The organism is Arcticibacterium sp. SM2516, assembly GCF_057914865.1.
The window spans coordinates 2,604,216-2,630,879 of sequence record NZ_CP195290.1 but is presented as its reverse complement, the minus strand read 5'-3'; the positions used below and the strand labels follow the sequence as shown (position 1 = coordinate 2,630,879).

The following is a 26,664-nucleotide window of genomic DNA, read 5'->3' as shown; positions in this document are numbered from 1 at the left end:
CAACCTTAATTTTTATTTCTATGCAAAAAAAACTACAAAGAAGTTATGCGTTGCCAAATTTGAGAACAATATGGCTAGCGTTAATTGCTTCACTTATTTACTTGTTTCCTGCAGATGGCTTTGGTCAAAATGCCAGAAAGGTTTCGGGAAAAGTAACGAGTGAAGATGGCGAGGGAATACCGAGTTCTAGTGTACTGGTGAAAGGAACCGCTAAGGGTGCTGTTACGAATATGGATGGCGACTATAGTATAGAGGCGGGAAGTAATGCCGTTTTAGTCATTACCTCTATTGGTTTTGAAAAGCAAGAGATTACAGTAGGTAATAAAAGCATCATTGATATTACACTAAGAGAAAGCACCAATTCACTTGATGAAATCGTGGTAGTGGGTTACGGTTCTTCTAGCAAGCGTCTTCTTTCAGGTGCTCAGACAAACATCGGTGAGTCTGAATTGAAAAAGACGGTGAATACGACCTTAGACCAGGCACTTCAAGGTAGAGCTCCCAACGTATTTGTGGCCAGCAACTCTGGAAAGCCAGGCGGTGCCGCAGCTGTATATATAAGAGGTTTATCTACTATTAATGGTAATAACCAGCCGATGTATGTGATAGATGGTGTTCAAATCATTCCTCAGGATGCTCCATCACAAGGGATTGGTTCTGACGGTCAGTCCAATATCCTTTCTAGCATAAACCCAGATGATATTGCTTCTATGAACGTTTTGAGTGGACCTTCTGCACAATCTATTTATGGTTCTAAGGCTTCTAATGGTGTTATTGTAATTACCACTAAAAAAGGAGAAGCTGGAGATGCAAAAGTGAATTTTACGACCATGTATAACTTCCAAAGTCTCCCAAATCAGCTTGAGATGATGAATTTGAGAGAGTATGCTGCTTATAGCAATGCTTGGGCAGATGAAGTAGGTTATGGTCATAATATGGAATTTGCAGACCCCTCTATTTTAGGCTTAGGTACTAACTGGCAGTCGGCCTTGTTTAAAACAGCGGCCATGAAAAAGCAGCAGTTTTCTATGAGCGGTGGTACCAATAAAATGACTTATTATCTTTCTACCGAACTTATGAACCAAGACGGTATAGCTCCAAACTCTGGTTTTAAGAGAAAATCTTTTAGAATGAACTTGGAGAGTAACGCCAGAAAATATTTGAAAATTGGTACTAATTTATCTGTTTCAGGAACAGATGAGAAGTTATCAATCAATGAGGATAATGTAATTAGTACAGCCATTCGTCAATCACCTAACGCTCCGGTTTATAATCCTGACGGTACCTTCGGTGGTCCTCAGGATGTTATTCCAGGACAATATTCTGCTAAAATCACTAACCCTGTGGCATTGGCTTTAATTAATACCAATGAATATAAGCGTATGACCGCTTTCGGTACACTTTACGCAGATTTGAATTTCTTAAAGGATTTTACATTCCATACGGAGATTAACGGCAATTATGGAAACGACACCAGAGCTATTTTCCGTCCTTCCTACTCTTTCGGAGCCAATGACCTTACACAAGGTGCTAATAACCCAATTTCTACATCGGAAAGGTATAGCGGGAATAACTATTTCTGGAGTGCTAACCAAAGAATTAATTATGCGAAGACCTTCTTAGAAAAACATAGCTTTAATGTGATTGTAGGACATGAAGCTCAGTATTCTTTTAATGAGCAGCTTTCTGGTAGAGTAACAGGTTTTACCAATAACGCACTTTCTGAGCTAAGCCTTGGGGACCCAAAAACTTCTTTAAGTGGCAGTAGAAGAGATGATAACTCTCAGGAGTCATATTTCACAAGATTAGGATATGTATTTGACGACAAGTATATCTTCCAAGGAACCTTCAGAGCGGATGCCTCTTCTTACTTTGGTCCAAATAACAGATGGGGATATTTTCCTTCTGTATCTGCCGCATGGAGAGTATCTAAAGAAAGCTTTATGGAGGATGTTACTTTCATAAACGATTTGAAACTGAGATTTGAAGTCGGTACTACAGGAAATCAGTATTGGGGAAAAAATACTTATGCTCCGCTTAGTACAGCTGCTACGCAATCTGGTCAAGGTTTCTTAGCGGCAAGGTTCCCAAACCCAGATATTAAATGGGAAAACACCACGACCTATAATGCTGGTTTCGACATGAATATGTTAAACGACCGTGTTCAAATAATCTTTGATGCTTATTTAAGAAAAACCACGGATCTTATCACAGATTTACCTTTACCAGCATATGCCGGAACGGTGGGGCAGGGTAGCATTGGAGCTCCGGTTGTTAATATTGGAGACATGGAAAACAGAGGTTTTGGTATTGCCATTAATACCACGCCTATCAGAGGTAATACTTCTAGCGACTTTACATGGCGAAGTGATTTTAATATTTCTTTGGATAGAAATAAACTGTTGAAATTAAATACTGAAAGAGCCATTATAGACAGGTTCCCATGGTTTACCAGAGTCATCTCCCGTTCTATAGTTGGCCAGCCATTGTTTCAGTTTTATGGCTATGAGGCAGATGGTTTAATTGAAGATTATAAAGATTTAACGTCAGCAGCTCTTCCTACAGGAATACATGTCGGTTACGATCAGGCGTGGGTAGGAGACGTGAAATATGTTAATCGTGATAAAACGGAATACTATGACCCAGAACTAGGAGAAAATATCCAAGTGATTGACGATAAAGACAGAACGTTTATAGGAAACCCTTGGCCTAAATTCACTTTTGGTTTTTCTAATTCCGTTTCTTTCAAAGGTTTAGAGTTGTCTGTTTTTACACAAGGTGTTTATGGAAACAAGATTTTTAATCAACTTAGATTTGATAACTCTGCTTTCAGAAACTACATCCATGGTGCTTATAAAGAGGCTTCAACTTTTGCTAAACCAAGCAGCCAAGAGTTAGATGAAACGCTCACTTTATTGAATCCAGGAACTTCGGTTCCTAGAATCTCGGGAACGGCATATGGCAACAGCGGCCGTGCCACAGACAAATTTGTGGAAGATGGCTCTTACATCAGAGTTAAAAATATTCAGCTGAGCTACTTCGTGCCTAAATCTGTACTAAAGAAATACCTGCCAATCAACGGCGTGAAGATAGCAGCAGGTGTTCAGAATGCCTTTACGTTTACCAAGTATTCAGGATATGACCCAGAGGTAGGTACTTCTGCAGGTGTTCCTGGTTTTGATAATGGACGTTATCCTTCTTCTAGAATGTACACGATGTCGGCATCATTTGATTTTTAATAGTACAATAGATAATTTTTAATAATAGGAAAATGAGAAAATATAATTTATTGAAATTTTTATTTGTTGCTCTAACGGTATTCGGTTTTACTTCTTGTAAAGAGTCGTTCTTAGAAACGCCTCCCTTGGATAACCTTACGGCACCAGATTTTTTTAACACAGATGCCGAGCTTTTAGCTGGAACTGCAGCACTTTATAATAAAGTTTGGTTTGGCTCAAACGGACAGGCTCTACTTTCTTTTGGTGATGGTCGTGCCGGCAATATGTTAAGCCCTTATAATACCAACTGGGAGCAATTTTATCAGTTTAATGTGTCAAACACCAACTCTGACATGAGAAACTCTTGGAACTCTTTCTTTACCATAGTGGCTCAGTGTAATGTTTTAATGTATAACGTAGAAACCTATGCTAAACCAGCGGTTTCTCAAGAAGCCAAAAACAGGGCTATAGGAGAAGCCAGATACATGAGAGGTTTGTCGTACTATTATTTGGTTCAAAACTGGGGTCCAGTGCCTATCATTACAGATAACCTGAAGCAAGGTGCAGATACCACGCTGGCTAGAAATACGGTTGAGACGGTTTGGGAGTTTGCAATAAGAGATTTACAAGCGGCTGTGGAACTACTTCCTACCACTTCTACTCCTGGTAGTGGAAGACTAAATGCCTATTCCGCCAAAGGCATGCTGGCAAGGTTTTATTTAACTAGAGCAGGTTTAGGTTCTAGTAATGGACAAAGGGATCAAGGTTACTTAGATAAAGCTAAAGTATTAGCCAAAGATGTGATTGAGAATGGTCCCTTTCAGCTTATGGAGAATTATTCAGATTTGTTTTTGACAGCCAATAATAATAATCCAGAGCAGCTTTTTGGTCTACAATGGGTGAGTAATGGTGGTTATGGTTCAGGAAACCAATTTCAATCTCAGTTTGCAGCCAATAGCCAGCTTACTGGATTCCAAGATGGATGGGGTGGAGGAAACGGAGCTTCTTACGATTATTTGATTAATCTAGACCCTGCGGACTCCGTGAGAAGAAAAGCGACTTTCATGCTTCCTGCCGATCATTATCCTGAATTGGTAAAATCTAAAGGAGGTTATAGAGTACCTGTTCCAGCGGAAAATGCTTGGACTACTTTTGCGAACTTTAAAAAATACGTTGTAGGAACACCAGATGATAATGGTGGTTTAGGGCAGCAGCAAAACGCCCCTAACAACACCTACATGCAGCGTTTGGCAGATGTATATTTAATTTATGCGGAGGCTATTTTAGGTAATAATGCTTCTACTGCCGATCCGGAAGCATTAAAATACTTCAATGCTATTAGAGAGCGAGCCACTTTGGCACCCGTAAGTTCTTTTACGCTAGACGATTTACTGCACGAAAGAAGGTATGAGTTTGCGGTAGAAGGAGATGCATGGTATGATATGGTAAGACTATATTATTACAATCCTCAGAAAGTGATAGACATCATTGGAAGTCAAATAAGAGGAATTTATACCATTAGAATAGTTGAAGGTACGGGTACTCCTCAGAAAAAGAGAGAATTCCAGTTCATTAATCGTAATGAAGAAAGGTTCACATTGGTGCCTTCTAAGTTTTATTTGCCTCTACCAGATACCGAAACTGCTCAGGCTCCTAACCTTTTAAAAGACCCTGTTCCTTACAAGTTTAATTAGAAATTATGCTGTAGAGAAACAGAGCTGTTTCTCCATAAAAAGACAAGAAAAATGAAAAAAGAGAATCAATATTTATATAAGAAGATTTCGGGCATAGCCGTTTTGGTGATGCTGGCCGCGATTTCATTTCTTTCCAGTTGTGAGAAAGACGACGACGGTGTGCCAGGGTTTAGCACTGGCGTACCAACAGTGAGTGGTGTATTTATTTTAGATACCATTAGCAGCTATGCGGATAGCCTTATTACTGGTGCAGAACCTTACGAGCTTTTGGTCATAAAAGGAAATAACATAGGGGGGGCTGTTTATGTGTATTTTAATGGTTATCAAACGAGTTTTAACCCAACCTACAATACAGATAATGTGCTTATAATAAGGATACCTGCAGAAGCACCAACAGATGCAACTGCTGATAACCAAATTAAAATTGTGACTTCTCATGGAGAGGTAACCCATGATTTTAAGATTATAGCTAAAGCAGCTGTTTATGCCTCCAATAAAAGGACTTTTGGAAAGGGCAGAGGAGATATCGTTTTAAAGGGAAAAAACTTTGCTGATGTGAGCTCGGTAACTTTTACAGGAACTACAGAAGAAGTGGAAATCGTGGGGAGAACCAAAGATAAAGTGGGTGACGAAACGATGACACTAAGGTTCCCTAAAACGACCTTAAGCGAAGTAACGCTGGACATAACCAATTCTAGTGGCACCTTTAATGCTCTGTCTTACAAGTTTGTGAATGCAGATGAGGCATATGTTATATTTGATGAGGCATTTGCTGATGGCTTTGCCAATGGTTCATGGGGGGATGCACTTCTGGTTAATTCAGATCAAGCATTTGCTGGAGAATCTTCCCTTTCAAAAGTTTATGCAGGTGGAAACTGGCATTTAGCAGGAATCAGTAACTGGAGCCCATCTGTGCCGTACAAAGCAGACTTTAAGTACATTACTTTTTCTGTGAAAGGTGGTTCTGTGCCAATTTCTCTATGGATTCAGTCCGATGCCTCGAAAGCAGGATTTGGAGGATTTGACGATAAAAATAAGATTGATGTAGCTCCTGAAATATGGAATTACTACAAGATAGCTATTGCAGACCTTGACTTCTGGTATCCTGGAACCACCTTAAAGCAAATAGGCTGGAGAGTTAAAGGTCCAGACAAAAGTGAGACGCTTTATTTTGATGACATCATGTTCATCAGATAGGTATAAGATAAAAATTGGATAAATAGTAGTTAGCGTTTTGTCTGGCTACTATTTTCTTTAAATAAGTGTTTTAAGCATCAAGACACCAGAATCTAGTCTTTAAGATTTAATGAAATCTGTGAAAAACATACTGCTTACAGTGGTTTTAATGGGAAGCCTTTTTCTTTCTTGTAAAGAAAAGGAGGCTACTTTGTTCCATTTACTTTCTTCCGAGGAGTCTGGGATTACGTTTTCAAATACCATCACAGAAACCAATGAGCGTAACGTGTTTAGTTTTGAGTACCTCTATAACGGTGGGGGTGTGGCATTGGCAGATTTCAATAATGATGGCCACGTCGATGTCTATTTTACGGGGAATCAAGTCAACAATAAGCTTTATCTTAATAAAGGTGGTGCTTCCTTAAAGTTTGAAGATGTAACGGAGTTGAGTGGTGTTTCTGCCAATGAAAAATGGTGTTCTGGAGCGTCAACAGTAGATATCAATAATGATGGACTGATGGATATCTATGTTTCTGCCACCGTAAATCCAACGGCCAGCTTAAGAGCCAATTTATTTTATATTAATCAGGGAATCGATGATGCGGGGGTGCCCGTTTTTAAAGATTTGGCCTCGGAATATGGTGTGGCAGATACCAGCCACACGACCCATGCTGCTTTCTTTGATTATGATAATGACGGAGATTTAGATCTTTTTCTTTTGGTGAATGAGTTGGAGAAGCACGGCTATCCAAATAAGTATGTAGAAAAGGTGATAGATGGGTCTTCTAAAAGAACCGATAAGCTTTATAAAAACGACGGGACCAACGAAAATCCGCATTTTACTGATGTATCTAAAACCGCAGGAATCTTAAAAGATGGCTATGGTTTGGGCATTAATATTACAGATATAAACAGAGATGGCTGGAAAGATATTTTCATTACCAATGATTTTCTTTCAGATGACATCCTCTATATAAACAATCAGAATGGCACATTTACAGATCAGTCTTCTGCTTATTTTAAACATACTTCTTACTCCGCTATGGGTAATGAAGTGGCAGATCTTAATAATGATGGTTTGGTGGATATTGTGGCCTTAGACATGCTTCCTGAGCAGAACGCTAGAAAGAAAATGATGGTGCCTGCTAATAATTATTCCACTTATCAGAATAATGAGATGTATGGTTATAACTATCAATATGCCAGAAATACCCTGCAGCTAAATGCTGGATTTGATGCTAGCACGGGAATACCCGTTTTTAGCGAAATAGGTCTAATGGCAGGTATGGCAGAAACAGATTGGAGTTGGTGCCCATTGGTTACAGATTTTGATAATGATGGGTTTAGAGATCTTATTATTACCAATGGTTTCCCCAAAGACATTACAGATTTAGATTATATTGTTTATGGTTTTCCGGCTGCGGTACAAAGAAAAGCGACATTGGAAGAACTCTTAGGAATGTTGCCTTCCAGAAAAGTGGCCAACAAGTCTTTTAGGAACTCAGGAAACACCGAAACTCCTTTTTTTGAGGAAGTTAATGAGCAGTGGGGTACAGTGAAACCTAGTTTTTCAAATGGGGCCGCTTATGCCGATCTTGATAATGACGGAGACCTGGATTATGTGGTCAATAATATCAACGAAGCCGCTTTTGTTTATCTTAATAATGGGCGTTCAGAAAATCATCATTTTCTGCGAGTTAAATGTGAAGGTGGTGAGGGTAATATTAATGGTCATGGGGCCCTTATAGAAATAAGCTATGGCAATGGTTTAATGCAAGTGTATGAAAACACGCCTTATAGAGGGTATTTATCTACCATTGAAAATGTCGCTCATTTTGGTTTAGGGAAAGTAGCAGAGGTAGCGGAAGTTAATATTAAATGGCAAAGTGGTAAAGAATCGAAACTAAAAGGCGTTAAAGCCAATCAAACTTTAGTAGTGAGCGAGGCTACTGCTGTTTATCCCGAGAATTCTAGTACTAAGGCAAAGGGGATATTCATGGATAATACGGCCGAACTTGCTATTAATTATCTTCACAAAGAAACCGATTTTATAGATTTCCATATTCAAAAACTGATTCCACATAAGTTTTCTCAATATGGTCCTGCTATGGCAGTGGGAGATATCAATGGCGATGGATTAGAGGATGTTTTTATAGGTGGGGCTGCCCGCCATTCTGGTGTGTTTTTAATTCAAAAAGCTTCAGGACGTTTTACTCAAAAGGTGTTTGACGACCCCAAAAATGTTTCTGAAGATATGGGCGTGCTGCTTTTTGATGCAGACGGAGATAAAGATTTGGATTTATATATCGTAAGTGGAAGTAATGAATCCTCTCCGAGTTCTGTCCATTATCAGGATAGATTGTACGAAAATGATGGTTATGGGAACTTCCGTTTGGCCGTAGATGCTTTGCCTAGTTTTCTTAAAAGTGGTTCGGCGGTGAAAGCGGCAGATTTTGACAAAGACGGGGACTTAGATTTATTCATTGGTGGTAGATTGGAAGTAGACCAATACCCGAAACCAAGTAATAGTTTTATCCTTAGAAATGATTCTAAAAACGGGATAAAGTTTACCGATGTAAGCTCAAGTTTGGCCCCTGGTCTAAGAGGAATAGGTTTGGTAAGTGATGCCATCTGGACAGATTTTGATAACGACGGTTGGCAAGATATAATAGTGGCGGGAGAGGCCATGCCCATCACCATGCTTAAAAATCTAAAAGGAACTCAATTTGAGCATGTGAAGTCTAAATCGCTTCAAGACAAGATTGGATTTTGGAATAGTATTGTCTCTGGAGATTTTGACAACGACGGCGATTTAGATTATGTGGTAGGTAATCTGGGTCAAAACAATAATTATAAAATATCTCAAGAAACTCCGCTAACTATTTATGCCAAAGACTTTGATAAGGATGGTGTTTTTGATGCCATTCCTACGGTGCATTATTTGACAGAAGATAAAGAGAAAAAAGAGGTAGCTTTTAATGTGAGAGACGACCTCTTTAAGCAGATTAACGCTTTAAGACAGCGGTTCGACAATTACGAGAAATTCTCCAAATCTACCATTTATAGTATTCTGGCAAAAGATGATGTTAAAGAGGCCTTAGTGCTAAAAGTCAATACGGTAGAAAGCTGTTATATAGAGAATTTAGGTCAGGGGAATTTAAATATTACTGCTTTGCCTTTCGCAGCTCAGACTGCTCCTGTTTTTGGAATGCTGGTGGAAGATTTTGACCAAGATGGCTTTTTAGATGTCCTTATGGTGGGTAATGATTACGGAAATGAAGTTTCGGTAGGACGACTGGATGCTTTTAATGGTCTGTTACTTTCAGGAAATGGAATTGGAGGATTTAAGGCTAATACTTTAAAGGAAAGCGGCTTTCTTGCGAAAGGCGATGCCAAGGCATTGGTCAGAGTTACCAACTCAGAAGGTAAACCAATATTCTTAACCTCACAGAACAGGGCAGGATTAAAAAGCTTTACACTAGGAAACGCTACTAGGATGATAAGTCCGAAACCTACAGACGTCTATGGTATAGCTACGCTTAAAAGTGGCGTTAAAAGGAAAATTGAAATTAACTATGGAAGCTCATTTATGTCGCAGTCTTCCAGAAACCTGATGCTCTCAGATAACATCATATCCATTGAGGTTTTTGATGCTAATGGAGGCTCAGCTCTTAATAAATAACAAAGTTTTAGAATGAATGTTTTAAAACTAAAAAAGAAGAAAATGATAAGTACTTTTCAAATCAAAACAGTGATAATTCTTTATCTCTTTTTTTTGTTCTCGTGTTCTAAAAGTGTGGTGATTCCAGATGATGAAACGCCCATAGATATAGTAGAGGTGCAGCCAGCAATTGATCCTGAGCTAGCGTCTACTATAGGCTTTTTTCTAGATGACTGGCAGCCTAAAACTTTTAAAAAACCCGAATATATAGATGGGACGACACCTTCGTCTACCACGCATACGGTCACACTCAATGCGTCTGAGATTATCACCAAAATACCAAACAAGATTTTTGGACATAATGCGAATACATGGATGGGGACTTTTGTAGACTCACCGAGCTTAATTCGTGATATTAGTAACTTAAACCCTCATGTTATAAGATGGCCAGCAGGGAGTGGGAGTAATGTTTATTTCTGGAATACAAATCCTGTAGACGACCCAAATGTAAGTGGTTTTAAAGAAACACCATCTGCCGAATACATGGAGAAATGGGGTGTGCCTAAGCAGTTTATGAATGAGAATGGGCTGTTAGAAGATGCTAGGTTCTTCTATGGTCAGACGAAAGACAATTGGCGTGGATCTTTAGAGAATTATTACAGTTTGCTGGCGACGACCCAAAATGAAGGAAGTATATGCGTAAACTATAGTTTTGCCAGATACGGCACCAGTAAAGACCCTGTGGCTATGGCGGCTAAACTCGCTGCCGACTGGGTAAGATATGATAATGGTCGCACCAAACTCTGGGAGGTGGGAAATGAAAATTACGGTACATGGGAAAAAGGAAATAGAATAGACCTCAGTAAAAATCAAGATGGGCAACCAGAGTTTTTGACGGGAGCACTGTACGCCAAGCACTTTAAGGTTTTTGCTGATTCTATGCGAAATGCGGCGGCAGAAATTGGTTCGGAAATTAAAATTGGGGCTGTTATGCAAGAATCTGTTATACAAGATTGGCAGTCTAATACCACCAGAACTTGGAATGAAGGGCTGATAAAGAATATAGATAATCAAGCCGACTTTTATATTGCCCATAACTACATTACGCCTTATAATGAAAATTCTGAAGCGGCTAATATCTTAAAAGATGCCATAGCTCTACCTGAAAAAATGATGAATTTTGTTCGAAATGAAATTAGTATAAATGGAGGTCAAGCGAAGCCTATAGCATTTACGGAGTGGAACATGTGGGCCAAAGATAGAATGCAGCAAGTGTCTAATACCAGTGGGGCTTTTGCGGTCATTGTTCAGGCAGAATCTATCAAAAATAAATATGGTATGGCAGCCAGATGGGATTTATATAATGGCTGGGAAAACGGAAATGATCATGGACTTTTTAGTGATGGAGGAGCCTCTGATGATCCTAAAATGAATGCAAGGCCTTCGTTTTATCACATGTACTATTTCCAGAAGACCATTGGAGATAGAATGGTTTCTTCTAAAGCTACGGCAGCTGGAGCTCTCCCGTCTTCAATTAAATCTTATGCTTCCACTTATAGTTCTGGAGAGGTAAGTGTGGCCTTGGTCAACACTACTGGTAAACCGCAAAATGTAGAGATTAAAACAGAAAACTTTAACGCTGGCGAAAGATATTACTGGTATAATTTAGCTGGTGGAACAGATAATGGCGATTTCTCAAGAAAGGTAATTGTGAATGGTGAAGCTCCCTCAGGGGCTGCAGGTGGTCCGTCAAATTATGACACCATAAAAACCAAATCTGCAAAAACTAAAGATGGTATTAGGGTAACAATACCCGCTTGGAGTTCGGTTTTTGTGATGATAGATAAGTTGGAACAATAACCTTGTAGAATCTTTTGTAACACTGATTGCATAAATGCAAAAAGTCCGCCGAAGAAAATTTTAAAGGTTGGGATGTTTTCTATTCATCTTAAGCCCCTTCAGGGCTTTTGATACCACGGATATCAAAGAAGCAAAGTCCAACAAGTCCCGTTAGGGACGTAACCTCGGTAGAATAACAAAGAAGCAGAGTTAAACAAGTCCCGTTAGGGACTTAACCTAAGTAGAAAAAAAAACAGAAAAACAAGGACAAGTCTCAAAAGGACGTAACATTGGTGAAAACAAAATCAATAAATACCCATGCTCCTCTTCGCCACCTCAACCTTAGCATAAACAGGACAATCTTTATCATGTGGGGTGGGTAGGTAGCCTGTGCTTTGAAGAAATTCATTGACAATCTCTCCACCTACAAATTTGAATCGCTTTTTGAACAATTTCACCCAAGCTACTTTCGAAAGCGGGTGGTTGATTTCAACCCACTTTTTAAAGCTTCCATGCTCTTTTTGGAGGTCTAGAATGACGTTAGCATTATGAATGGCTGCGTTTACTTTGAGTTTGTTTCTGATAATACCAGCATCAGAAAGAAGTCTTTCTCTTTCGGCTTCGGGGTAAGACGCTACAATGCCTATATCAAAACCATCATAGGCCTTATAGAAATTATCTTTTTTGACCAGAATGGTATTCCATGAAAGCCCTGCCTGATTGATTTCTAAAATAAGTCGCTCAAAAAGCTCATTGTCGGTTTCTAAAGGGAAGCCATACTGATTGTCGTGATAATATTTATGGACATTATCTTCTGGTAGGTCTTGACAAAATTTACAGTACGACATCGTTTTTTTTTTGTTTAAAAGTAAGGAATTTAAAGTCTAGGTATTAGCTAAAAAAATTAGAATTATTCCTCCGTGAAATTTATGACATTTTCATGAATGTGCTTTTTTTCTTTAAATGTATCGACGCTGACATTTTTCAACGAAACATTCTCAACAGGTAGCTCTTCTTGCCCTAAAATTCGAGAAACAAACGCTACATCGGTAGATTTTACATTTGTAAGTTGAATGTCGCTAATAGCCGTAAGTCTACGCTCATACGTGGGCACAAGGTTACGCCATTGGTAAAGCACATCGGTTTCAATACCTAAAACTCCTTTATCTATTTTGCCAGATTTTACATTATTTATAAAGATGTTTTTGACATAACCACCTCTACGTTCGTTGGTTTTAATAAAAAGTAGGTGAGATAACTTAGCACCATCCAGTACTTCACAGTTGTCTACAAAAACGTTTTCTATTCCACCAGATAGTTCGCTTCCAAGTGCTAATAATTGATGACCATTTTTCACCGTAAGATTTCTAAGAACGATATTCTTAGATGGTGTATGCAGTCGCCATGCATCTTGATTTCTCCCTGATTTTATAGAAACAGCGTCATCGCCTTGATCTAAAATGCAGTTTTCTATCAATACGTTTTGACTCATTTCTGGGTCAACGCCATCATTATTATGCCCGTGGGCATACACTTTTATGTTTCTAATGACAACGTCTTTTGAAAGGTAAGGGTGAATAGTCCAGAAGGGACTGTTGGTGATAGTAATCCCTTCTACCAAGATGTTTTGACAGCGGTTGAACTGAATGAAATGTGGTCTTAAGTTCGAGCTGTCGTTTACCATTTGTCTTTCTTCCACAGGAACACCCTTGGCAGCCATGGTGTAAAGATGTTTAAGGCTGTTCATATGAGGAGCTGGTCTGGCAAACCACTCTTCCCAAACATCCATTTTAGCTTTTAATTCGCCTGTACCGGTAATGGCGATATTTTGTGACTCAAAAGCATAAATCAGTGGCGAATAATTATAACATTCCATGCCTTCCCATGACGTATGAACAGCCGGTAGGTAGTCTTTTGGATTGTCCGAAAATAAAAGTATAGCACCCTCTGAAAGATGTAATTCCACATTGCTTTTAAAATGAATAGGACCAGTTAACCATTCGCCTGATGGAATAATTACTCGTCCTCCACCATTTTTATTTGCTTGGGTAATGGCCTTTGCAATGGCCTGCGTCGTTTTTTGTTGGTTTCCGGCTTCTGCCCCAAAATCTAAAATGGAAAAGGATTTAAAGGCACTGAAATTAGGGACTTTTATAGTGTCCATTTCAAAGGGAGCGTCTATGTGAATTTCTTCATAAGAAATTGCTGGATGGGTTTTAGTACAAGAGTATAATGTGAATGCAGCAAATAGACAGAGAAGGAGTAAATGTTTTTTCATTAAGAAGCTTGAGCTTTTTTGGGTTGAGCTTAAGTACAATGTTAAACATATTTCTCCATGCCTGAAATAGAATCAATTAATACTGAATCTATTCGGATAAGCATATAGCCGCGTAACGAATTCTATTTAGGCCTGTTCTCACTTATCAGCCCAACCATATTGTTATTAAATACAGCCAGGCTTGGGCTTAATGAAGAGAAAAACTCTTGGTCTGCTTCCTCTACTTTTATAATAGCATTTTGAAGTATTTCTGCACCGGCTTTAGTGAGCTGGATAATTTTGGCTCTGGTATCTGTTTCGTGTTCTTGACGGCTTAAGAATTTTTTAGATTCTAATGTTCTTAATACTTTAGAAACCATCATTCTGTCCAAGTTACCTTGATTGGCAATATCCACCTGAGTCACCTTGTTGTTTTCTCTAGAAAGCCAACCAAGTGCCGCCAGAATAATAAACTGCGTGTGAGTTAGATTTATGGGGTCAAGCTTCTTTTTTAGTTTTCTTTGCCAAAGTACAGTGACCTGCCCCAGAAGATAGCCTGGGCTATCGTTAGGGCTTTTAAAGCGGAATTCTATTTTTTTAGGCATGGGTTCCTTGATGAATTTGGGTTGAAATTAAATCAAAGTCGTGTTTATTTATTTCAAAGAAACCTAAACGAAATGGATATCCCCAATGCTTTTTGTTTTGAATAAAGTGCAAGTCGTTGATCAATGGTAAGATGGAGATAGAAGTACTTGGTAAAAAGTCAATTCGTCTTCTAGATGGACAAAAATCTGGCGTCATCTGGAATTGGAAAATTTCATCGTCTTTTACCTTTCCTATGGCCGTAAAAGCTTGGCATTTGTCAGGTTTACCAAGAGTGTTTTTACTCGAATAGAATAAGACAAAATCGTTTTTCTTCATCCTTTTTAAAGGTGCCACTTTTCCATGGCAGGCCTGTGCTATGCCCTCTGATACGCCCGTTTCTACGTGGTCTTTTGAGGCTACTATTATCCAATATTTCTGTTTAATGATCATTGGTTTTGTTCCAAAAAAGTAAGTTTATAACCATCTGGGTCTAATACGTGGAGGGCCTTACCAAAGGGAGTTTGCATGATTTCTCCCAAAATTTTGACTTCTCTTTCTAAAAATGTGGCATGTAGTTCTTCAATATTTTCATCAATTACGAACCAAGTGGATACGCCAATTCCAAGTTCTTTTTTCTCCAAACTGCCAAAAGGCTTTCTGATAGCAAAGCTGGCATCACCCTTATTAAACTTGAAAATGATAGCATCAGGATTTTTCATTTCGGATACTTCAAAGGCAAGTTTTTCGGTGTAAAAAGCCTTGGAAGCTTCTAAGTCTGTCACTTGAAGGGATGTGAATTCTAGTCGTCTCATTTGTAAATATTTATTTTGTTGCTGCAAATATAGTATATGCGACAACTAAAATGCTAATCTTTTACTTTTTTTTAAATTGGGTTGAAATGCCAAGTGATTTTGCTTACTTATTCAGTTTAGCAAAAGCCCTAACTGGGAAAGTACCCACACCTTTAAATTTTGGCGGAACGGCACTGAACGTAAAACCATCATTTGGGAGTAAGTAGAGATGGCACAAATGTTCCACTATCAGAATTTCTGCCCCTAAAAGTGTGGAGTGTACAGGTCTGCTTTTTCCTCGGGTATCATCAATGTTATGAGAGTCTATGCCTACTAGGTTTACGGAGCAGTCTCTCAGGTAGGCAGCTGCTCCTTCGGTCAAATAAGGGTTATTTTCAAAATACTGTTCTGTATTCCAGTGTTGATCCCAGTCCGTTTGGATTAATACCGCCTTATTTCTGATTTCACAGTTTTTGAGATGTTCCGCTGTGATTTCTATAGTTTCCGAAAAGGGAACACGAATAACTACGGCATCCAAGTCTACAAAACGCTCTAGTGCAACTTCTGAAAGGTCTTTTCCATCTTGGTAGCGGTGAAATGGGCAGTCTATGTAGGTGCCGGTGTTGGTCACCATCTCTATTTTACCAATTTGAAATTGGGTGCCTTCCTCGTAAAAACGTTTTGAATCTTCACGGCTCAGGTAATCACATATAATAGGGGCAGGAAGACCTTTATAAGTAATAAGCCCATTTTCTATGGTGTGACTTAAATCGACAAGTAAACTGGCGTCTGCTTTCTCTTGGATAGGTTTCCTTCTATGAGCTTCCTCAAAAATGATTTTATTGAAAATTTTGATTTGCCCTACCATCAACAGGTTCAAATTTGAAACAATATAATCTGACAGTTCTTGGTCAGAAATCTGTTCCCCATCTAAATCAAGACGAAAGTCTTCACCTTTAATATTGCCACCGTTGGTGAAGTATATTTCAAAATCAAATTTTACGCTTTTGGGCATATGCTTTTTGTAAATAATGTTGAACTCCTAAGAGCTATATTAATTATTTCCCTTGAGTTTCATTCAACGAATGCCTTTAAATGTCCAGTATGGATGTTTCACATCATATAAATTCAAGGATGAAGACCATTACTTGTTCTTTGAAAACTGGGATGGAAAGGATGTTCAACCCGGTTTATGCAATGGAGAATTGTAATGAGTGCCTAAAGTGTAATAAATCAGACATTTAAAAGAGATTAGCATAGCACCGCTCTGGTGATTGAGTTTAAATGGGTTTACGAAGTGATTTGAAGCAATTTAGCTTCAGTCCCGATAGCTATCGGGAGATTTCTAATGCATAAAGCGGGTTCAATAAAAGCACCACGGATTCCGAAGTAACAGGGGTGAAATTTCTACACTTTCCTCAGAATGTACATAAGAAAGGTAAATGGAATACGCTTTTAAGTACTCTCCGTACAAATCAAAACTTTTAAAATTATGAAATACGCAAAAATACTAATTGGTTCTATATGCATTTCTGCTTTTGTTTTCGGTTGTAATAGCAACTCAGACTCTTCATCCATGAATGAAACAGACATGGACACCGAAATGGCAGAAGATATGGATTCACAGGATTTGATTCCTACCAACAATTCTGTGGCAGAAGATAAAGTCATTTTTACCGATGAGGTTTATAATAACGAAGTAGCCTATAATTTCCCATTAGCAGATACTATTGCCAAATACAGCTCTCAAGGAGCCACGAGCAGTGTTTTATCTGGTTGGATGAAAAAATATTCTAAAGATTTAGCGGCCAATTTAGTTGAAGATGCTACCGTTTTACATTTTGGAGAGGGTATAGTAGTAGCCTTAGACCAAGGAGATATGTATGGGGTGGAAGATTATGTACTTAACGAAAACGCTAAAACAGCTTTAAGGAAACTAGCCTTTAATCTTCAACAAGAACCAGAGACCTATATATTGGTGGCCGGACGTACAGATGCAGCCGGTTCTGCAGATTTTAACGATAAATTAGCATTTAGAAGAGCGGCGATTGCGGCTAACTACCTGAAAGGTTGTGGTATAGATGAAAGCAGATTTTTTATAGATAGTTATGGTGAGAAATACCCTGACTTTCAGAACAGTAGTAAAATAAATAGAAATAAAAACAGACGAGTAGATTTCTTGATTCTCCCTTCTAACCGTATGAGAGAACAGGCTGCAGAAGCGGCATAGAAACAGGCTCATTTATATAAATATAAAATGCCCCTTGGTAAATTTACCTTGGGGCATTTTGTGAAAAATATTGTTGTCAACCGCGTCTTGAAAAGAGATTGATAATGGCTAGTAAGCTTATTTAATGGTTATTGAATTGGTGTTATGATTGAGGATAAGTTTCCGGAGGAGGTAGGGAGATTCCCTAAGTAGGTTTTCTTTATGTGCATTCGAATACCAACCATCATATTTGTCTACATCAAAAGTAATACTATCTCTTGCTGTCATTGTACGACTTGTAATCATTCTATCTTCTTTCTTTTTTCTGGCGTATACCCTATCTTGAATAAGGTTTTCTAAGGTTTCCTCTGATAATGCTGTGCTCATTTTTTTATTAATCAAAAGGAGCTTTGAGCCATAAAAGCAAAATCGGTCATAACTGTGCTCTTTCCATGAATCATCATAGCAAAACCTAATCGTGAGCGTTTCCAATCCACTAGAAGTGTCCATGTCACATTGTATTAAATAGATTCCCATTATTGGTAAATCAGGGTCATAGTTCATGGAGTTTTTTAATGATTGCTTTGTATCTGACAAATATCTTTGAATTGCCTTATTATAAATTGTTCCTGAGGTGAATTTCCAATCTATCAATAAATCATCCTGAGAGACTGCCGACAAGTTTATTGAGAAAAGAAGAAAGAGCGTTAAGTATTTCATATGGATATAGTTTAGAAGTTTAAAGTTATGCATATCCTATTGAAAGCTCTTAATCGCATACGGAAATTGGATTAGGCTTCGTTCAAAACAAAAGTGCCCCAGCTCATGAAGCCAGGGGCACTTTTTCATAATTTGTGTTTTTTCTTATTTCACCACCAAAGTATACTTAGGCGTTGGGTTTAGTGGGCAAAAGTATTCGTATTCGCCTTTTTCTAACGTCACTACTTTACTTGTTGAGCTTGTTCCTTCTTTGATAAGCTCGGTTACGTAAGCCTCTTTGATATGGTGGGCTTCGTCAGACTTTCCTTTTGGCGTTAGCACAAAACCGAGATCATGGTTTACGCCCACATTGGCCACTTTAAATACATAACTTCCAGGCTCTAGCGTTAAGCTTTTCTGTGTAAATGCACCTTCAGTTTGTTCTAAGGCTACCACTTTGGCGTTAGACTGAGCGTAAGTAGTGGTAGAAAATGTAAGAGCGAATGTTGCTACTAATGCAGCTAATAGATTTTTCATTATAGTTATTGTTTTTAATATTTAATTATGATTCCTTATAAAGCCCTGTACTGTTTGAACACGGTCGAAATTCTTTCTTCAAAAACTAATAAACAGCTTATTACTTTATAGAATTTTGAGTGTGTGAGTTTACTGGGCGATGTTTTTTTGGAGGAACGCCTCCCCGGTTCGTTTTTTTAATAATATTGACCGTTTGATAATTTTAAAAATGTGAGCTTATTAAACTAATTGAAGGAGGGTTTGTCATGATTTTGGCATTTTGGCTAAAATCACGCCAAACAAATTCCAGTTGCTAGCTTCTAGCTATTAACATATCGCTCCTCTGGAGCTTAAAAGAGTGGATTAAACTAACTCTGCGTTTAATTCCTGAGCCAATGGGAAATCAATGGCGAAACCTGCAAGGTTATGGATGTAATTACTGATGGTTTTGTCGCCTATTATTATCACCACATCTATCAAATTTGCTTCGGTATATCCTGCTGCAAAAAAGGCTGCTAAGCTTTCTGCTGATGCTTTTCCTTTATTGGCAGCGGCAGAAAGTGTGAATTTAACTAAGGCGTCTGTTTTGGCATCAAAGCTGGCTGTGCCACCTCTTAATTCTAAAATTTGATCTTCTGTAAAACCGTTCATCCCACCTAATACAGTATGGGCACTCTGGCAATATTTACAGCCATTATACTCGCTCACTACCAAGTTTATCACTTCTCTTTCTTTGGCTTTAAGCGTTGACTTACGGTTTTGTAAAGCAAGGTAATCTGCTAATGCGGTTTCGTTTTTGGCGTAGTAAGCATAAAGGTTTGGTACAAAGCCTAAGCCTTTTTCAAGGTTATCAAAAATGGTTTGATTGTTTTCAGAAACTTCTTCTCTTGTTGGAACACTAAATGTTGACATCGTATTGTTGTTTTAATTGTTATTATCAAAATGATGTTACAAAGGTGCAGCAATACGAGAAGGCCTAAATAGGCGGAAATTCCTTTTAAGTTGGCAATTTTTCCTTTTGCTCAGAATTCTTAAAGTCGTTGGGTGAAATACCTTCATTATTCTTAAAAAAACGACTGAAAGCCTGCAAGTCTGAGAAGCCAAGATGGAAAGCAATTTCGGAAATACTACGCTCGCTATACTTTAAAAGTCTTCTGGCTTCTAGCAGGCGTCTTTCTTGAATGTATTGAAGGGGAGTTTTACTGCCAATTTTCTTAAAGAGGTTAGAAAGGCTCTTTGGGCTTATATGAAGGAGGTCGGCGTAGTCGGCTACTTTATGTTTTTCTTTAAAGTGCTGCTCTACCAAATAATTGAAGGCACGCAGGCTGTCTACATACTCACCACCCGAAATGTCATACTGCAGCTGCTCTTTATAAATTCTGGTACAGAGTATCAGCATTCTTTTTAGCATCATTTGTAGCATTTCTAACTGGAGGTTGTCTCGCGACTCCATTTCTATGCACAGCATTTTCCAGACGGTTTCTAGGGTATCTAGTTCTTTGGCGTTTGGTCTTATGATGGGTAGCGTAGCCGCACCAAAATATAAAATGCCTCGGCAGCTTATCTCGCTGTCGTGGTCTAGAATGCAGTAAAAAGGCTTGTTAAACTTTAGGAGCCTGAGTTTGTCAATGTTGACAGTTTCTACCTTATGAAACTCTGTAAGACAAAGCAGCTCATTGGTTTTAAAGGCATGCTCTTTACCATCTATTTTTAGGCGGTTTTGGTCGGAGTCAAACCAAAGCATAGAAAGCTCTGAGTTTTTAGAGGCTTTTATCAAATAGCAGTTTTCGCTGGTAATGTTTACCACCTCAAAATATTCCTGGTTTGGCCCCTCGTAACGCATGTGTTTCTTATGTGATTGTCAAATGTAATTAAATACGCTTTCTGGGGCGGGCAGGTTTGGGGTTTTGTTAAATTTGGTTTTTGAAGCTTAAAGTGAAATCCCATCGAGTTTATCTCTTTTTACAAACCAGAGGTTTGTGAACGCGGCAACGATGGTGGAAGGTTTGCAGAACTGGTTCAATACCTTTATATATATGGTGTAGACGAGAATGATTATAGCAAGCCAATTATGGTGCTAGGTTCGGTGAATGTTGCTAAATATAATTATAGAGGTGGTGTTTTGTCAAATTGGATATTGCAACATCAATATAATTATAAAACTTTTACGGATTATTTGACTTCTGAAATTAAAATGAAAAGCATATGGGAGGTAAAATGAAAATGGCGGGCTTTATATTCTTAGTTCTTTTTCTTGTGTACTACTTTGAAATATGGATTTTTTTTAGGACCAAAATTGAAATGGAGGATATTGAATATATTACTACGAAACATTATATGCAAGGTGAAACCGAATACGTCTATGGCGTTAAAAATATTTGGATATCAAGACCGAGTCAATATGAAAAATTGTTAACCGAATTTGCTAAGGAAACGTTGGATACAGCAATGTCCTACAAACCAAGTATAACTTTTATAGCACTGAATCGTAAGACAAGAAAGTATCTTTTAAGTGAATCTTTTACTATGCTTAATAGGCTTGAATTGGATGAGGATTTTATGGATGAACAGATACTTTTCGCTTATCAGAGCCCGGTAGATAGTTCCAAGGTGAAATTAAGTTGGTTTAATTCAAGTTTAATTCATAAAAATCAGACTATTGAAGAGTCTATATTAGAAATGGCTTCTCCTACGCAATAAGAAGTATTTTTTTCCTCTCAGAGTATTCTAAGACCTTAAATTGTCCTTGAAAAGACTGTTCTCGTCTTCGCTCGAACTGACAATTCTCGTTATATATCTATGTCAGTTCGAGCGACAGTCGAGAACCTCCATATACTTGAACCGACAAAATTTTCCTTCAGCACAGTCTCTGTTAGGTCTACTCTGCGGAGTTAAATTGTCCTCAAAAAGACTGTTATCCCTGTCTGCCTATTTATCCGCCGAATGGAGGACAGGCAGGGTCTTCGCTCGAACTGACAATTCTCGTTATATATCTATGTCAGTTCGAGCGATAGTCGAGAACCGCTCCGTGAGGTCTTTTTGACCTCGTGGTTATGTCATTCGGTCTTCATACCGCTCAAATGTTCGCTTGTAAATGGTCTAACAAAAAAATAGATTTTTACCATTCATTAATGTCTAAGTGGTATCCCTTCTTTAAAGGGTCAATTATTGGGTTTGAAGGTAATTCAATATCAATCAAGCCAGTCTTACCCACATAATTTAATGCACTGCTATGCAAATATTCAGAAGCTTTAGCTACAATTTCTGCCCTAACTGGATTCATATGAATATAGCGGAACGCCGCCCGATTTTTTTTGACCACATAAAAGGTTCAGAAAAGACCTCTTCAGCATGATTGTTGAGTTGCCAGAATTGATATTTTGTATTTCTTTGATGGTTATTGGCTGCAAATTCGAATCTTTTAAGCATCCAATCTGACCTAGATTCTGGACCATCCATCACTCGCTTTAAAATCATTTGGGCAGTATATTTTTTAAAATCTCGTACTAGGTTTGATAATTCCTTCTTTTCAGATTGCATCATAATATGAATGTGATTGCTCATTATTACGAAAGCATAAATATTCATTCCTTTTGCCTTTTGGCAATATTTAAGACTGTCTATGATAATGTCTCTATAATCTTTTCGCGTAAAAACATCAACCCATTCAACCACAGTAAACGTCAGAAAGTAAATTGCTCCTTGGTCTCTAATTACATATCCTTCTTTCATTGCTGTGGTTTTTGTTTCATTTAATTTAGCGTAATTAAATTTTAACCATCGGTCCGAAGACCGAAAGACATATCACTCAAGGTCGAAAAGAGCTTGCGTAGCAGAGTAATTAGCCTTTGGCCGATATCTGAGTACTAGTTCAAACGAGAGGTTTGCAATCACTTCTCCAGGGCTACATTTATCCGCCTTTGGAGGAAGCTTCGGAGTGCAAGGTTTTGGCTAAGCAGAATTAGATGTTTTAGTTTAATTGCGAGGTTTCGTGCTGGGCTGCCGCCATTGATAATGCTCAACCTGACAAAAGTAGCGTCAGCCTGAGAGGAGCGGCTGGCAAACCAGTCGAAGGCAAACGTGCATATGGTACAAAGGCAAATGGGATTGTGAAAAGAATCTTAATAACTAATCATAAAAACCTTGACCACCTTAAATAAAACATTAAGCTGTCAATTTTGCCATTTTTAGGTTCAAAATTTTGGTTCTGGCTCTGAACACTTAGGTAATTATTTTTTATCCTTAATACTTACTGTTGAGCCTGAACAACATTCATTAAATATGGTAAGAGCTTTAAGTGTTTTGTGGCTTTTGTCGTCGGCTATGTCAATTAAAGACATTAAAGGGCTGCGTAAAGGAAAAGTTTCATTATCAGTATAAGCTGACACAAATACCTTCTCAAATAATTTGTTTGCTATTGGAGCTTTATCAATAATACTTAGGATTTTACCATATACTGGTGGGGAATACAAATCGTAGAGTTCCGACGTTAGTTTACTACTGTTTTTTTTCTTCTCTACTGTTTTATTCTCTTTCATAATTATTTTTAGATTAGTATTCAAAGTAATATACATAATATTTTACATTACGCAATACTTAAAGAGCTGTTTAAGAATACATTAATCGCATTTGCCGTTTCAATTGGGTGACTCATATGGGGGCAATGTCCATGTGCTTCTAAAACGTGTAGTGTATTATTAGAGGTCTTTGCATTGATATATTGTCCGACAGATAAAGGAGCTAACATGTCGTCAGAACATTGTATAGTTAGGCTTTCTACTTGTATTAAAGGGAGGTCTTTTCTATTATCAGACATAAAAGTCACTCTTGCAAATTGCTTAGCTATGACAGGATCAATTGAGCAAAAGCTATTTGTCAATTCAGTGGTAAGTTCGTTCCCATTTTCCGAGTTTATTATGTCGGGAGCAATTGATTTAGCCCATGAAATATAATCCTCTTCCATTACCTCCAATAATGAGTCTATTGTTTCTCGATCAAAACCGCCTATATAATCTCCTGAACTAATATAACATGGTGATGGTCCAATAAAAATGAGTTTTTCAAAAATATCTGGCCTTTTTATTGAGGCCAAAGCCCCAATAATACAGCTTACTGAATGGCCTATAAATATTGCATTTTTTAAATCTAATGAATCTGATATCTCAATGATATCATTTGCGTAGCCATCTAGTGAGGAGTATCTTTTTGGTTCGTAAGATAATAAATCAGATTTTCCTGCTCCCACAAAATCAAGCAAAACAAGTTTGTAATTTTTAGTGAAATATTTTGTCATATGATTCCACGCATTCTGATCACATCCAAAACCATGGGAAAATAATAACACTTTTTTCCCCTCGCCTATGATATTTACATTGTTTCTTTTTAAGACACTCATAATTCACTCTTAATTTTATTGAATTCTAAAAATACAAAACCTGTTTTTTCCCTTCTCAGATTCTCCGGTAGGGACTCTGCAATATTGACGTTTTATATTAACTACAAGATACGGCAAAACCTCATCAAAAAAGAAAACTCAAAAGAAAGGAAATCTTATATTTATTATTCGGTCATTTTAGCTTTTATAAGCTGTAGGAAGATGCTCGCTTGTGCAGAATTTTGCCTGTCTTAGAATAAGCTGCGGAAGGGAAAAGCAATTCTTCTCTTGTGAAAACACTAGTTGATTTTCAACATGCCCAACGCCGAATTGGGACAACAAATCGTGAAGAATCTGTATAAGGAATCACTGGGTTTAAACATTGATTATCGAAATAATAATCTATATGACCAATCCGTATTAAGTTTTCTACACAAACGCCTTTTCCTCTTTCACAAACTTTATGAGCACTTTCAAAACGTTTCATAAATGGGCCACGTGCGGCATGCCTTCCAAAAGTGGCTCTGCATAAACCTGTTACCGCTGGGATGTTGAGGGTGCAAGTCATGTTTTTTCTAACTAACAAGGCCTCATACTTAGGAATAATTTCTGTAATAAGTGCCAGTTCCGATGAATCCAAAGCAGCCACCATTGCATTATAATTTTTCAGATGCGGCTCTACATCGCTCACAAAGTTTAGCAAAATGATTTCTCTGGAGCCATCAGAATTTCTGAGGCTAGCGAATTCACCGTCAAGAGAAAGAGGCAAATTTGAAATAGCTAAAAGACTATCTGAAGCACTTATGTAAGCTTTATTCTCAAAGTTATTTAAAAAGGCAATTAGCTTAGGCTCGTCTAAATCAGATTTCGGAGAAATGCACGAATTAACTATGGCAAAAAGGAATAAGATGAAGGTTGTAGATTTCATAAAACTATTTCTAAATGACCCATATGAATTTACCAAAATAAAAGGAAATAGGCATAATTTAGTAGGGTTCTGAATCAGAAATCAACTGACAGATAGCATTTTAGAGTCATAGTTCTTGACTACCTATATTGATAGAATATACCCCATAAAATTATTTTCTTAATTTCGACTAGGATAAGTTCCTTCCAAAGCAATAATATAAGTTACGGCTTGAAAAGGAGAACGCTTTGAAACGCTTTGGCCACCTCCTGTATTATTTATATGAAGTCCCTGAATTCTCTTGCTTCCTGTAGGTGGGGTATTGGTAAATTGCTGAGAGACCACCCTGCTGCTATCTGCTATATAGCTGTTATTGGTATAAAATATATCGCCTTCGGTGTCAGATACATTGATATGGCCACTATGGCTATGTGGTGGTAAATTATTTGTTGTAAGCGTAAAGTCTGTTGACCCACCTTTTTCACCTAAACGAACAGAAGGAAGACCTGGGCCATTTCCAGGATGCACAGCAGATCTACCTCTTAAATCTGGCAGTCCAAAAGTGGTTCGACCATCACCACCGTAGGTTGTACCCAGCAAGGAAAAAAGAGCATCGTAACTGCTAACAGGCAAGAGTTGTCCATTACACAAAGCCCAGCCCCTAGGAGCAAAGTTTCCACCAAACATTTTTATTTCTCCAATAAATTGATTTTGCCCAAATGTGGCTGCTGAGATGAAGAAAGCGATAATTGTAAATGTTTTTTGATATCTCATGGTAATTCAATTAATAGTTTTCCTCTAGCAGCGTCTCGCTGTTTATCTGCCGCAAGGAGCACAGGCAAGCGATAAGGAGGCTACTGTTGTGATATTTTATCACTTACAAGATAAACCAAAACTTTGTCAAAAACAAAAGAGAATACTCAAAAGAGCACAAGCCTTAAGCTTATTATTCGGTCATTTCAGCTCTGAGAAGACTTAAGACGAAGTTAAATTAAGATAAACATTACACATTTTCCATGGTGTTAACCGTGCCAGAAATAGTGCAAGATAGTTTTACGGTATTATAGATGGTGCCAAATTTTTCAAGGTTCTTTTTTAACAAGGCAGGATTAAGGTTTTTATCATTGCTGTAGATAGTCAAACGGTATGCTATGTTGTCCATCCTTGGAGGATTTTCAAGACGAATGGCATTCACCTGAAGCGTGGCTTCTGTGTATTCAAACTTCAGCATTTCCGAAAACCGCTCTACATTTTTCAGCATACACGCAGCAAATGAACCCAAGAATAGTTCAGCAGGATTTGCTAAGGTTTTAGCTGAATTTTTGGTCGTGCCAAAATCTATCTCAGCATCCTTTATGTGAATAATGGCATCCTTATTTGAGATAGACGAAGCCTTAATTTGATAATTCATGTTTTTCTATTTTAAGAGGACCAAAATGTCGTTGTAGGAAGGAACTCTGCTTATAAAAAGCTTAATTGCAATATTACGATAGAAATCTAAAGGGAAATATGACTAAAATCATTTAAACTCGAATTATGCGTTGGGTAATTGTTATGAGTTTTAAAATACAATAAATCAGACAATTATAAGGAAATTAGGATAGCGGTTTACCCTGAGATAATGTCGAAGGGTTCAGGTGATTGAATTTAAATGCGTTTACGCCTGCACTGAGACTGACGAAGTGAACTGTTTTGTATTACCTTCAGCTTGCCGATGGGAAGCAATTTCGTTACGGTC

General features: G+C 38.0%; 24 protein-coding genes. 7 read left to right on the top strand and 17 right to left on the bottom strand.

What is annotated here, in order from left to right:
* Positions 1-20 precede the first annotated feature (20 nt).
* The 5 genes from ACSBFT_RS10955 to ACSBFT_RS10935 all read left to right on the top strand — a co-directional run bounded on the left by ACSBFT_RS10955 (position 21) and on the right by ACSBFT_RS10935 (position 11,609).
* Entirely contained in the window at positions 21-3,239 is a 3,219-nt protein-coding gene (locus ACSBFT_RS10955; RefSeq protein WP_489604653.1) for a SusC/RagA family TonB-linked outer membrane protein, read from the top strand.
* 32 nt (positions 3,240-3,271) lie between these two features.
* Positions 3,272-4,912: a RagB/SusD family nutrient uptake outer membrane protein gene (locus ACSBFT_RS10950; RefSeq protein ID WP_489604652.1), complete on the top strand. Its 1,641-nt coding sequence runs from the start codon at positions 3,272-3,274 to the stop codon at positions 4,910-4,912.
* 51 nt (positions 4,913-4,963) lie between these two features.
* On the top strand, positions 4,964-6,109 hold the full coding sequence (locus ACSBFT_RS10945) for a cell shape determination protein CcmA (protein ID WP_489604651.1): 1,146 nt from the start codon (positions 4,964-4,966) through the stop codon (positions 6,107-6,109).
* Positions 6,110-6,218: 109 nt separating this feature from the next.
* A complete protein-coding gene (locus tag ACSBFT_RS10940; protein ID WP_489604650.1) occupies positions 6,219-9,770 on the top strand; it encodes a VCBS repeat-containing protein in 3,552 nt (1,183 codons plus the stop codon).
* A gap of 42 nt (positions 9,771-9,812) precedes the next feature.
* Positions 9,813-11,609 carry a hypothetical protein gene (locus ACSBFT_RS10935; RefSeq protein ID WP_489604649.1) on the top strand — a complete coding sequence of 599 codons (1,797 nt, stop codon included), beginning with the start codon at positions 9,813-9,815 and terminating at the stop codon, positions 11,607-11,609.
* Positions 11,610-11,893: 284 nt separating this feature from the next.
* Here ACSBFT_RS10935 and ACSBFT_RS10930 read toward each other — a convergent pair whose 3' ends face one another.
* The 6 genes from ACSBFT_RS10930 to ACSBFT_RS10905 all read right to left on the bottom strand — a co-directional run bounded on the left by ACSBFT_RS10930 (position 11,894) and on the right by ACSBFT_RS10905 (position 16,236).
* Complete coding sequence (locus tag ACSBFT_RS10930) at positions 11,894-12,436, bottom strand: DNA-3-methyladenine glycosylase I (RefSeq protein ID WP_489604648.1); 543 nt, start codon at positions 12,434-12,436, stop codon at positions 11,894-11,896.
* 62 nt (positions 12,437-12,498) lie between these two features.
* Complete coding sequence (locus ACSBFT_RS10925; protein ID WP_489604647.1) at positions 12,499-13,866, bottom strand: glycoside hydrolase family 28 protein; 1,368 nt, start codon at positions 13,864-13,866, stop codon at positions 12,499-12,501.
* A gap of 122 nt (positions 13,867-13,988) precedes the next feature.
* Positions 13,989-14,450: a MarR family winged helix-turn-helix transcriptional regulator gene (locus tag ACSBFT_RS10920; RefSeq protein WP_489604646.1), complete on the bottom strand. Its 462-nt coding sequence runs from the start codon at positions 14,448-14,450 to the stop codon at positions 13,989-13,991.
* The gene (locus tag ACSBFT_RS10915; protein WP_489604645.1) at positions 14,443-14,880 is read right to left on the bottom strand and encodes an EVE domain-containing protein; all 438 of its coding nucleotides are present in this window, start codon (positions 14,878-14,880) and stop codon (positions 14,443-14,445) included. Before ACSBFT_RS10915 ends, ACSBFT_RS10920 begins: the two co-directional genes overlap by 8 nt.
* Positions 14,877-15,242, bottom strand: a complete 366-nt coding sequence (locus tag ACSBFT_RS10910) for a VOC family protein (RefSeq protein WP_489604644.1) — start codon at positions 15,240-15,242, stop codon at positions 14,877-14,879. Before ACSBFT_RS10910 ends, ACSBFT_RS10915 begins: the two co-directional genes overlap by 4 nt.
* Positions 15,243-15,345: 103 nt before the next feature.
* Complete coding sequence (locus ACSBFT_RS10905; RefSeq protein ID WP_489604643.1) at positions 15,346-16,236, bottom strand: cyclase family protein; 891 nt, start codon at positions 16,234-16,236, stop codon at positions 15,346-15,348.
* Between the two features lie 477 nt (positions 16,237-16,713).
* Between ACSBFT_RS10905 and ACSBFT_RS10900 the strand changes: the two genes are divergently transcribed.
* Positions 16,714-17,451 carry an OmpA family protein gene (locus tag ACSBFT_RS10900; RefSeq protein ID WP_489604642.1) on the top strand — a complete coding sequence of 246 codons (738 nt, stop codon included), beginning with the start codon at positions 16,714-16,716 and terminating at the stop codon, positions 17,449-17,451.
* A 117-nt stretch (positions 17,452-17,568) separates the two neighbouring features.
* Here ACSBFT_RS10900 and ACSBFT_RS10895 read toward each other — a convergent pair whose 3' ends face one another.
* The 4 genes from ACSBFT_RS10895 to ACSBFT_RS10880 all read right to left on the bottom strand — a co-directional run bounded on the left by ACSBFT_RS10895 (position 17,569) and on the right by ACSBFT_RS10880 (position 20,488).
* On the bottom strand, positions 17,569-18,150 hold the full coding sequence (locus ACSBFT_RS10895) for a hypothetical protein (RefSeq protein ID WP_489604641.1): 582 nt from the start codon (positions 18,148-18,150) through the stop codon (positions 17,569-17,571).
* A 144-nt stretch (positions 18,151-18,294) separates the two neighbouring features.
* Positions 18,295-18,666 (bottom strand): cupredoxin domain-containing protein, encoded by a 372-nt coding sequence (locus tag ACSBFT_RS10890; RefSeq protein WP_489604640.1) that lies wholly within the window; start codon positions 18,664-18,666, stop codon positions 18,295-18,297.
* A gap of 342 nt (positions 18,667-19,008) precedes the next feature.
* Positions 19,009-19,557: a carboxymuconolactone decarboxylase family protein gene (locus ACSBFT_RS10885; protein ID WP_489604639.1), complete on the bottom strand. Its 549-nt coding sequence runs from the start codon at positions 19,555-19,557 to the stop codon at positions 19,009-19,011.
* 85 nt (positions 19,558-19,642) lie between these two features.
* On the bottom strand, positions 19,643-20,488 hold the full coding sequence (locus tag ACSBFT_RS10880; RefSeq protein ID WP_489604638.1) for a helix-turn-helix domain-containing protein: 846 nt from the start codon (positions 20,486-20,488) through the stop codon (positions 19,643-19,645).
* Positions 20,489-20,850: 362 nt separating this feature from the next.
* Here ACSBFT_RS10880 and ACSBFT_RS10875 point away from each other — a divergent pair, with 362 nt between their 5' ends.
* On the top strand, positions 20,851-21,345 hold the full coding sequence (locus tag ACSBFT_RS10875) for a hypothetical protein (protein ID WP_463045511.1): 495 nt from the start codon (positions 20,851-20,853) through the stop codon (positions 21,343-21,345).
* Positions 21,346-21,763: 418 nt separating this feature from the next.
* Here the strand turns inward: ACSBFT_RS10875 and ACSBFT_RS10870 are convergent, their stop codons facing one another.
* The 7 genes from ACSBFT_RS10870 to ACSBFT_RS10840 form a co-directional block, all read right to left on the bottom strand.
* Positions 21,764-21,928: a hypothetical protein gene (locus ACSBFT_RS10870; protein WP_463045510.1), complete on the bottom strand. Its 165-nt coding sequence runs from the start codon at positions 21,926-21,928 to the stop codon at positions 21,764-21,766.
* Positions 21,925-22,377: a transposase gene (locus ACSBFT_RS10865; protein ID WP_489604637.1), complete on the bottom strand. Its 453-nt coding sequence runs from the start codon at positions 22,375-22,377 to the stop codon at positions 21,925-21,927. Before ACSBFT_RS10865 ends, ACSBFT_RS10870 begins: the two co-directional genes overlap by 4 nt.
* Positions 22,378-22,874: 497 nt before the next feature.
* On the bottom strand, positions 22,875-23,183 hold the full coding sequence (locus ACSBFT_RS10860) for a hypothetical protein (RefSeq protein WP_463045508.1): 309 nt from the start codon (positions 23,181-23,183) through the stop codon (positions 22,875-22,877).
* A gap of 47 nt (positions 23,184-23,230) precedes the next feature.
* Positions 23,231-24,040, bottom strand: coding sequence for an alpha/beta fold hydrolase (locus tag ACSBFT_RS10855; protein WP_463045507.1), 810 nt, complete (start codon positions 24,038-24,040; stop codon positions 23,231-23,233).
* 289 nt (positions 24,041-24,329) lie between these two features.
* Positions 24,330-24,947: a hypothetical protein gene (locus tag ACSBFT_RS10850; protein ID WP_489604636.1), complete on the bottom strand. Its 618-nt coding sequence runs from the start codon at positions 24,945-24,947 to the stop codon at positions 24,330-24,332.
* A 159-nt stretch (positions 24,948-25,106) separates the two neighbouring features.
* The gene (locus ACSBFT_RS10845; RefSeq protein ID WP_463045505.1) at positions 25,107-25,700 is read right to left on the bottom strand and encodes a phage tail protein; all 594 of its coding nucleotides are present in this window, start codon (positions 25,698-25,700) and stop codon (positions 25,107-25,109) included.
* A gap of 229 nt (positions 25,701-25,929) precedes the next feature.
* Positions 25,930-26,337 (bottom strand): OsmC family protein, encoded by a 408-nt coding sequence (locus ACSBFT_RS10840; RefSeq protein WP_489604635.1) that lies wholly within the window; start codon positions 26,335-26,337, stop codon positions 25,930-25,932.
* Positions 26,338-26,664: the final 327 nt, after the last annotated feature.

What these genes read in the sequence shown, in the direction of transcription:
- ACSBFT_RS10955 (WP_489604653.1), top strand. Translation starts at nt 21, where the DNA reads ATGCAAAAAAAACTACAAAGAAGTTATGCGTTGCCAAATTTGAGAACA.
- ACSBFT_RS10950 (WP_489604652.1), top strand. Translation starts at nt 3,272, where the DNA reads ATGAGAAAATATAATTTATTGAAATTTTTATTTGTTGCTCTAACGGTA.
- ACSBFT_RS10945 (WP_489604651.1), top strand. Translation starts at nt 4,964, where the DNA reads ATGAAAAAAGAGAATCAATATTTATATAAGAAGATTTCGGGCATAGCC.
- ACSBFT_RS10940 (WP_489604650.1), top strand. Translation starts at nt 6,219, where the DNA reads ATGAAATCTGTGAAAAACATACTGCTTACAGTGGTTTTAATGGGAAGC.
- ACSBFT_RS10935 (WP_489604649.1), top strand. Translation starts at nt 9,813, where the DNA reads ATGATAAGTACTTTTCAAATCAAAACAGTGATAATTCTTTATCTCTTT.
- ACSBFT_RS10930 (WP_489604648.1), bottom strand. Translation starts at nt 12,436, where the DNA reads ATGTCGTACTGTAAATTTTGTCAAGACCTACCAGAAGATAATGTCCAT.
- ACSBFT_RS10925 (WP_489604647.1), bottom strand. Translation starts at nt 13,866, where the DNA reads ATGAAAAAACATTTACTCCTTCTCTGTCTATTTGCTGCATTCACATTA.
- ACSBFT_RS10920 (WP_489604646.1), bottom strand. Translation starts at nt 14,450, where the DNA reads ATGCCTAAAAAAATAGAATTCCGCTTTAAAAGCCCTAACGATAGCCCA.
- ACSBFT_RS10915 (WP_489604645.1), bottom strand. Translation starts at nt 14,880, where the DNA reads ATGATCATTAAACAGAAATATTGGATAATAGTAGCCTCAAAAGACCAC.
- ACSBFT_RS10910 (WP_489604644.1), bottom strand. Translation starts at nt 15,242, where the DNA reads ATGAGACGACTAGAATTCACATCCCTTCAAGTGACAGACTTAGAAGCT.
- ACSBFT_RS10905 (WP_489604643.1), bottom strand. Translation starts at nt 16,236, where the DNA reads ATGCCCAAAAGCGTAAAATTTGATTTTGAAATATACTTCACCAACGGT.
- ACSBFT_RS10900 (WP_489604642.1), top strand. Translation starts at nt 16,714, where the DNA reads ATGAAATACGCAAAAATACTAATTGGTTCTATATGCATTTCTGCTTTT.
- ACSBFT_RS10895 (WP_489604641.1), bottom strand. Translation starts at nt 18,150, where the DNA reads ATGAAATACTTAACGCTCTTTCTTCTTTTCTCAATAAACTTGTCGGCA.
- ACSBFT_RS10890 (WP_489604640.1), bottom strand. Translation starts at nt 18,666, where the DNA reads ATGAAAAATCTATTAGCTGCATTAGTAGCAACATTCGCTCTTACATTT.
- ACSBFT_RS10885 (WP_489604639.1), bottom strand. Translation starts at nt 19,557, where the DNA reads ATGTCAACATTTAGTGTTCCAACAAGAGAAGAAGTTTCTGAAAACAAT.
- ACSBFT_RS10880 (WP_489604638.1), bottom strand. Translation starts at nt 20,488, where the DNA reads ATGCGTTACGAGGGGCCAAACCAGGAATATTTTGAGGTGGTAAACATT.
- ACSBFT_RS10875 (WP_463045511.1), top strand. Translation starts at nt 20,851, where the DNA reads ATGGGAGGTAAAATGAAAATGGCGGGCTTTATATTCTTAGTTCTTTTT.
- ACSBFT_RS10870 (WP_463045510.1), bottom strand. Translation starts at nt 21,928, where the DNA reads ATGAATCCAGTTAGGGCAGAAATTGTAGCTAAAGCTTCTGAATATTTG.
- ACSBFT_RS10865 (WP_489604637.1), bottom strand. Translation starts at nt 22,377, where the DNA reads ATGAAAGAAGGATATGTAATTAGAGACCAAGGAGCAATTTACTTTCTG.
- ACSBFT_RS10860 (WP_463045508.1), bottom strand. Translation starts at nt 23,183, where the DNA reads ATGAAAGAGAATAAAACAGTAGAGAAGAAAAAAAACAGTAGTAAACTA.
- ACSBFT_RS10855 (WP_463045507.1), bottom strand. Translation starts at nt 24,040, where the DNA reads ATGAGTGTCTTAAAAAGAAACAATGTAAATATCATAGGCGAGGGGAAA.
- ACSBFT_RS10850 (WP_489604636.1), bottom strand. Translation starts at nt 24,947, where the DNA reads ATGAAATCTACAACCTTCATCTTATTCCTTTTTGCCATAGTTAATTCG.
- ACSBFT_RS10845 (WP_463045505.1), bottom strand. Translation starts at nt 25,700, where the DNA reads ATGAGATATCAAAAAACATTTACAATTATCGCTTTCTTCATCTCAGCA.
- ACSBFT_RS10840 (WP_489604635.1), bottom strand. Translation starts at nt 26,337, where the DNA reads ATGAATTATCAAATTAAGGCTTCGTCTATCTCAAATAAGGATGCCATT.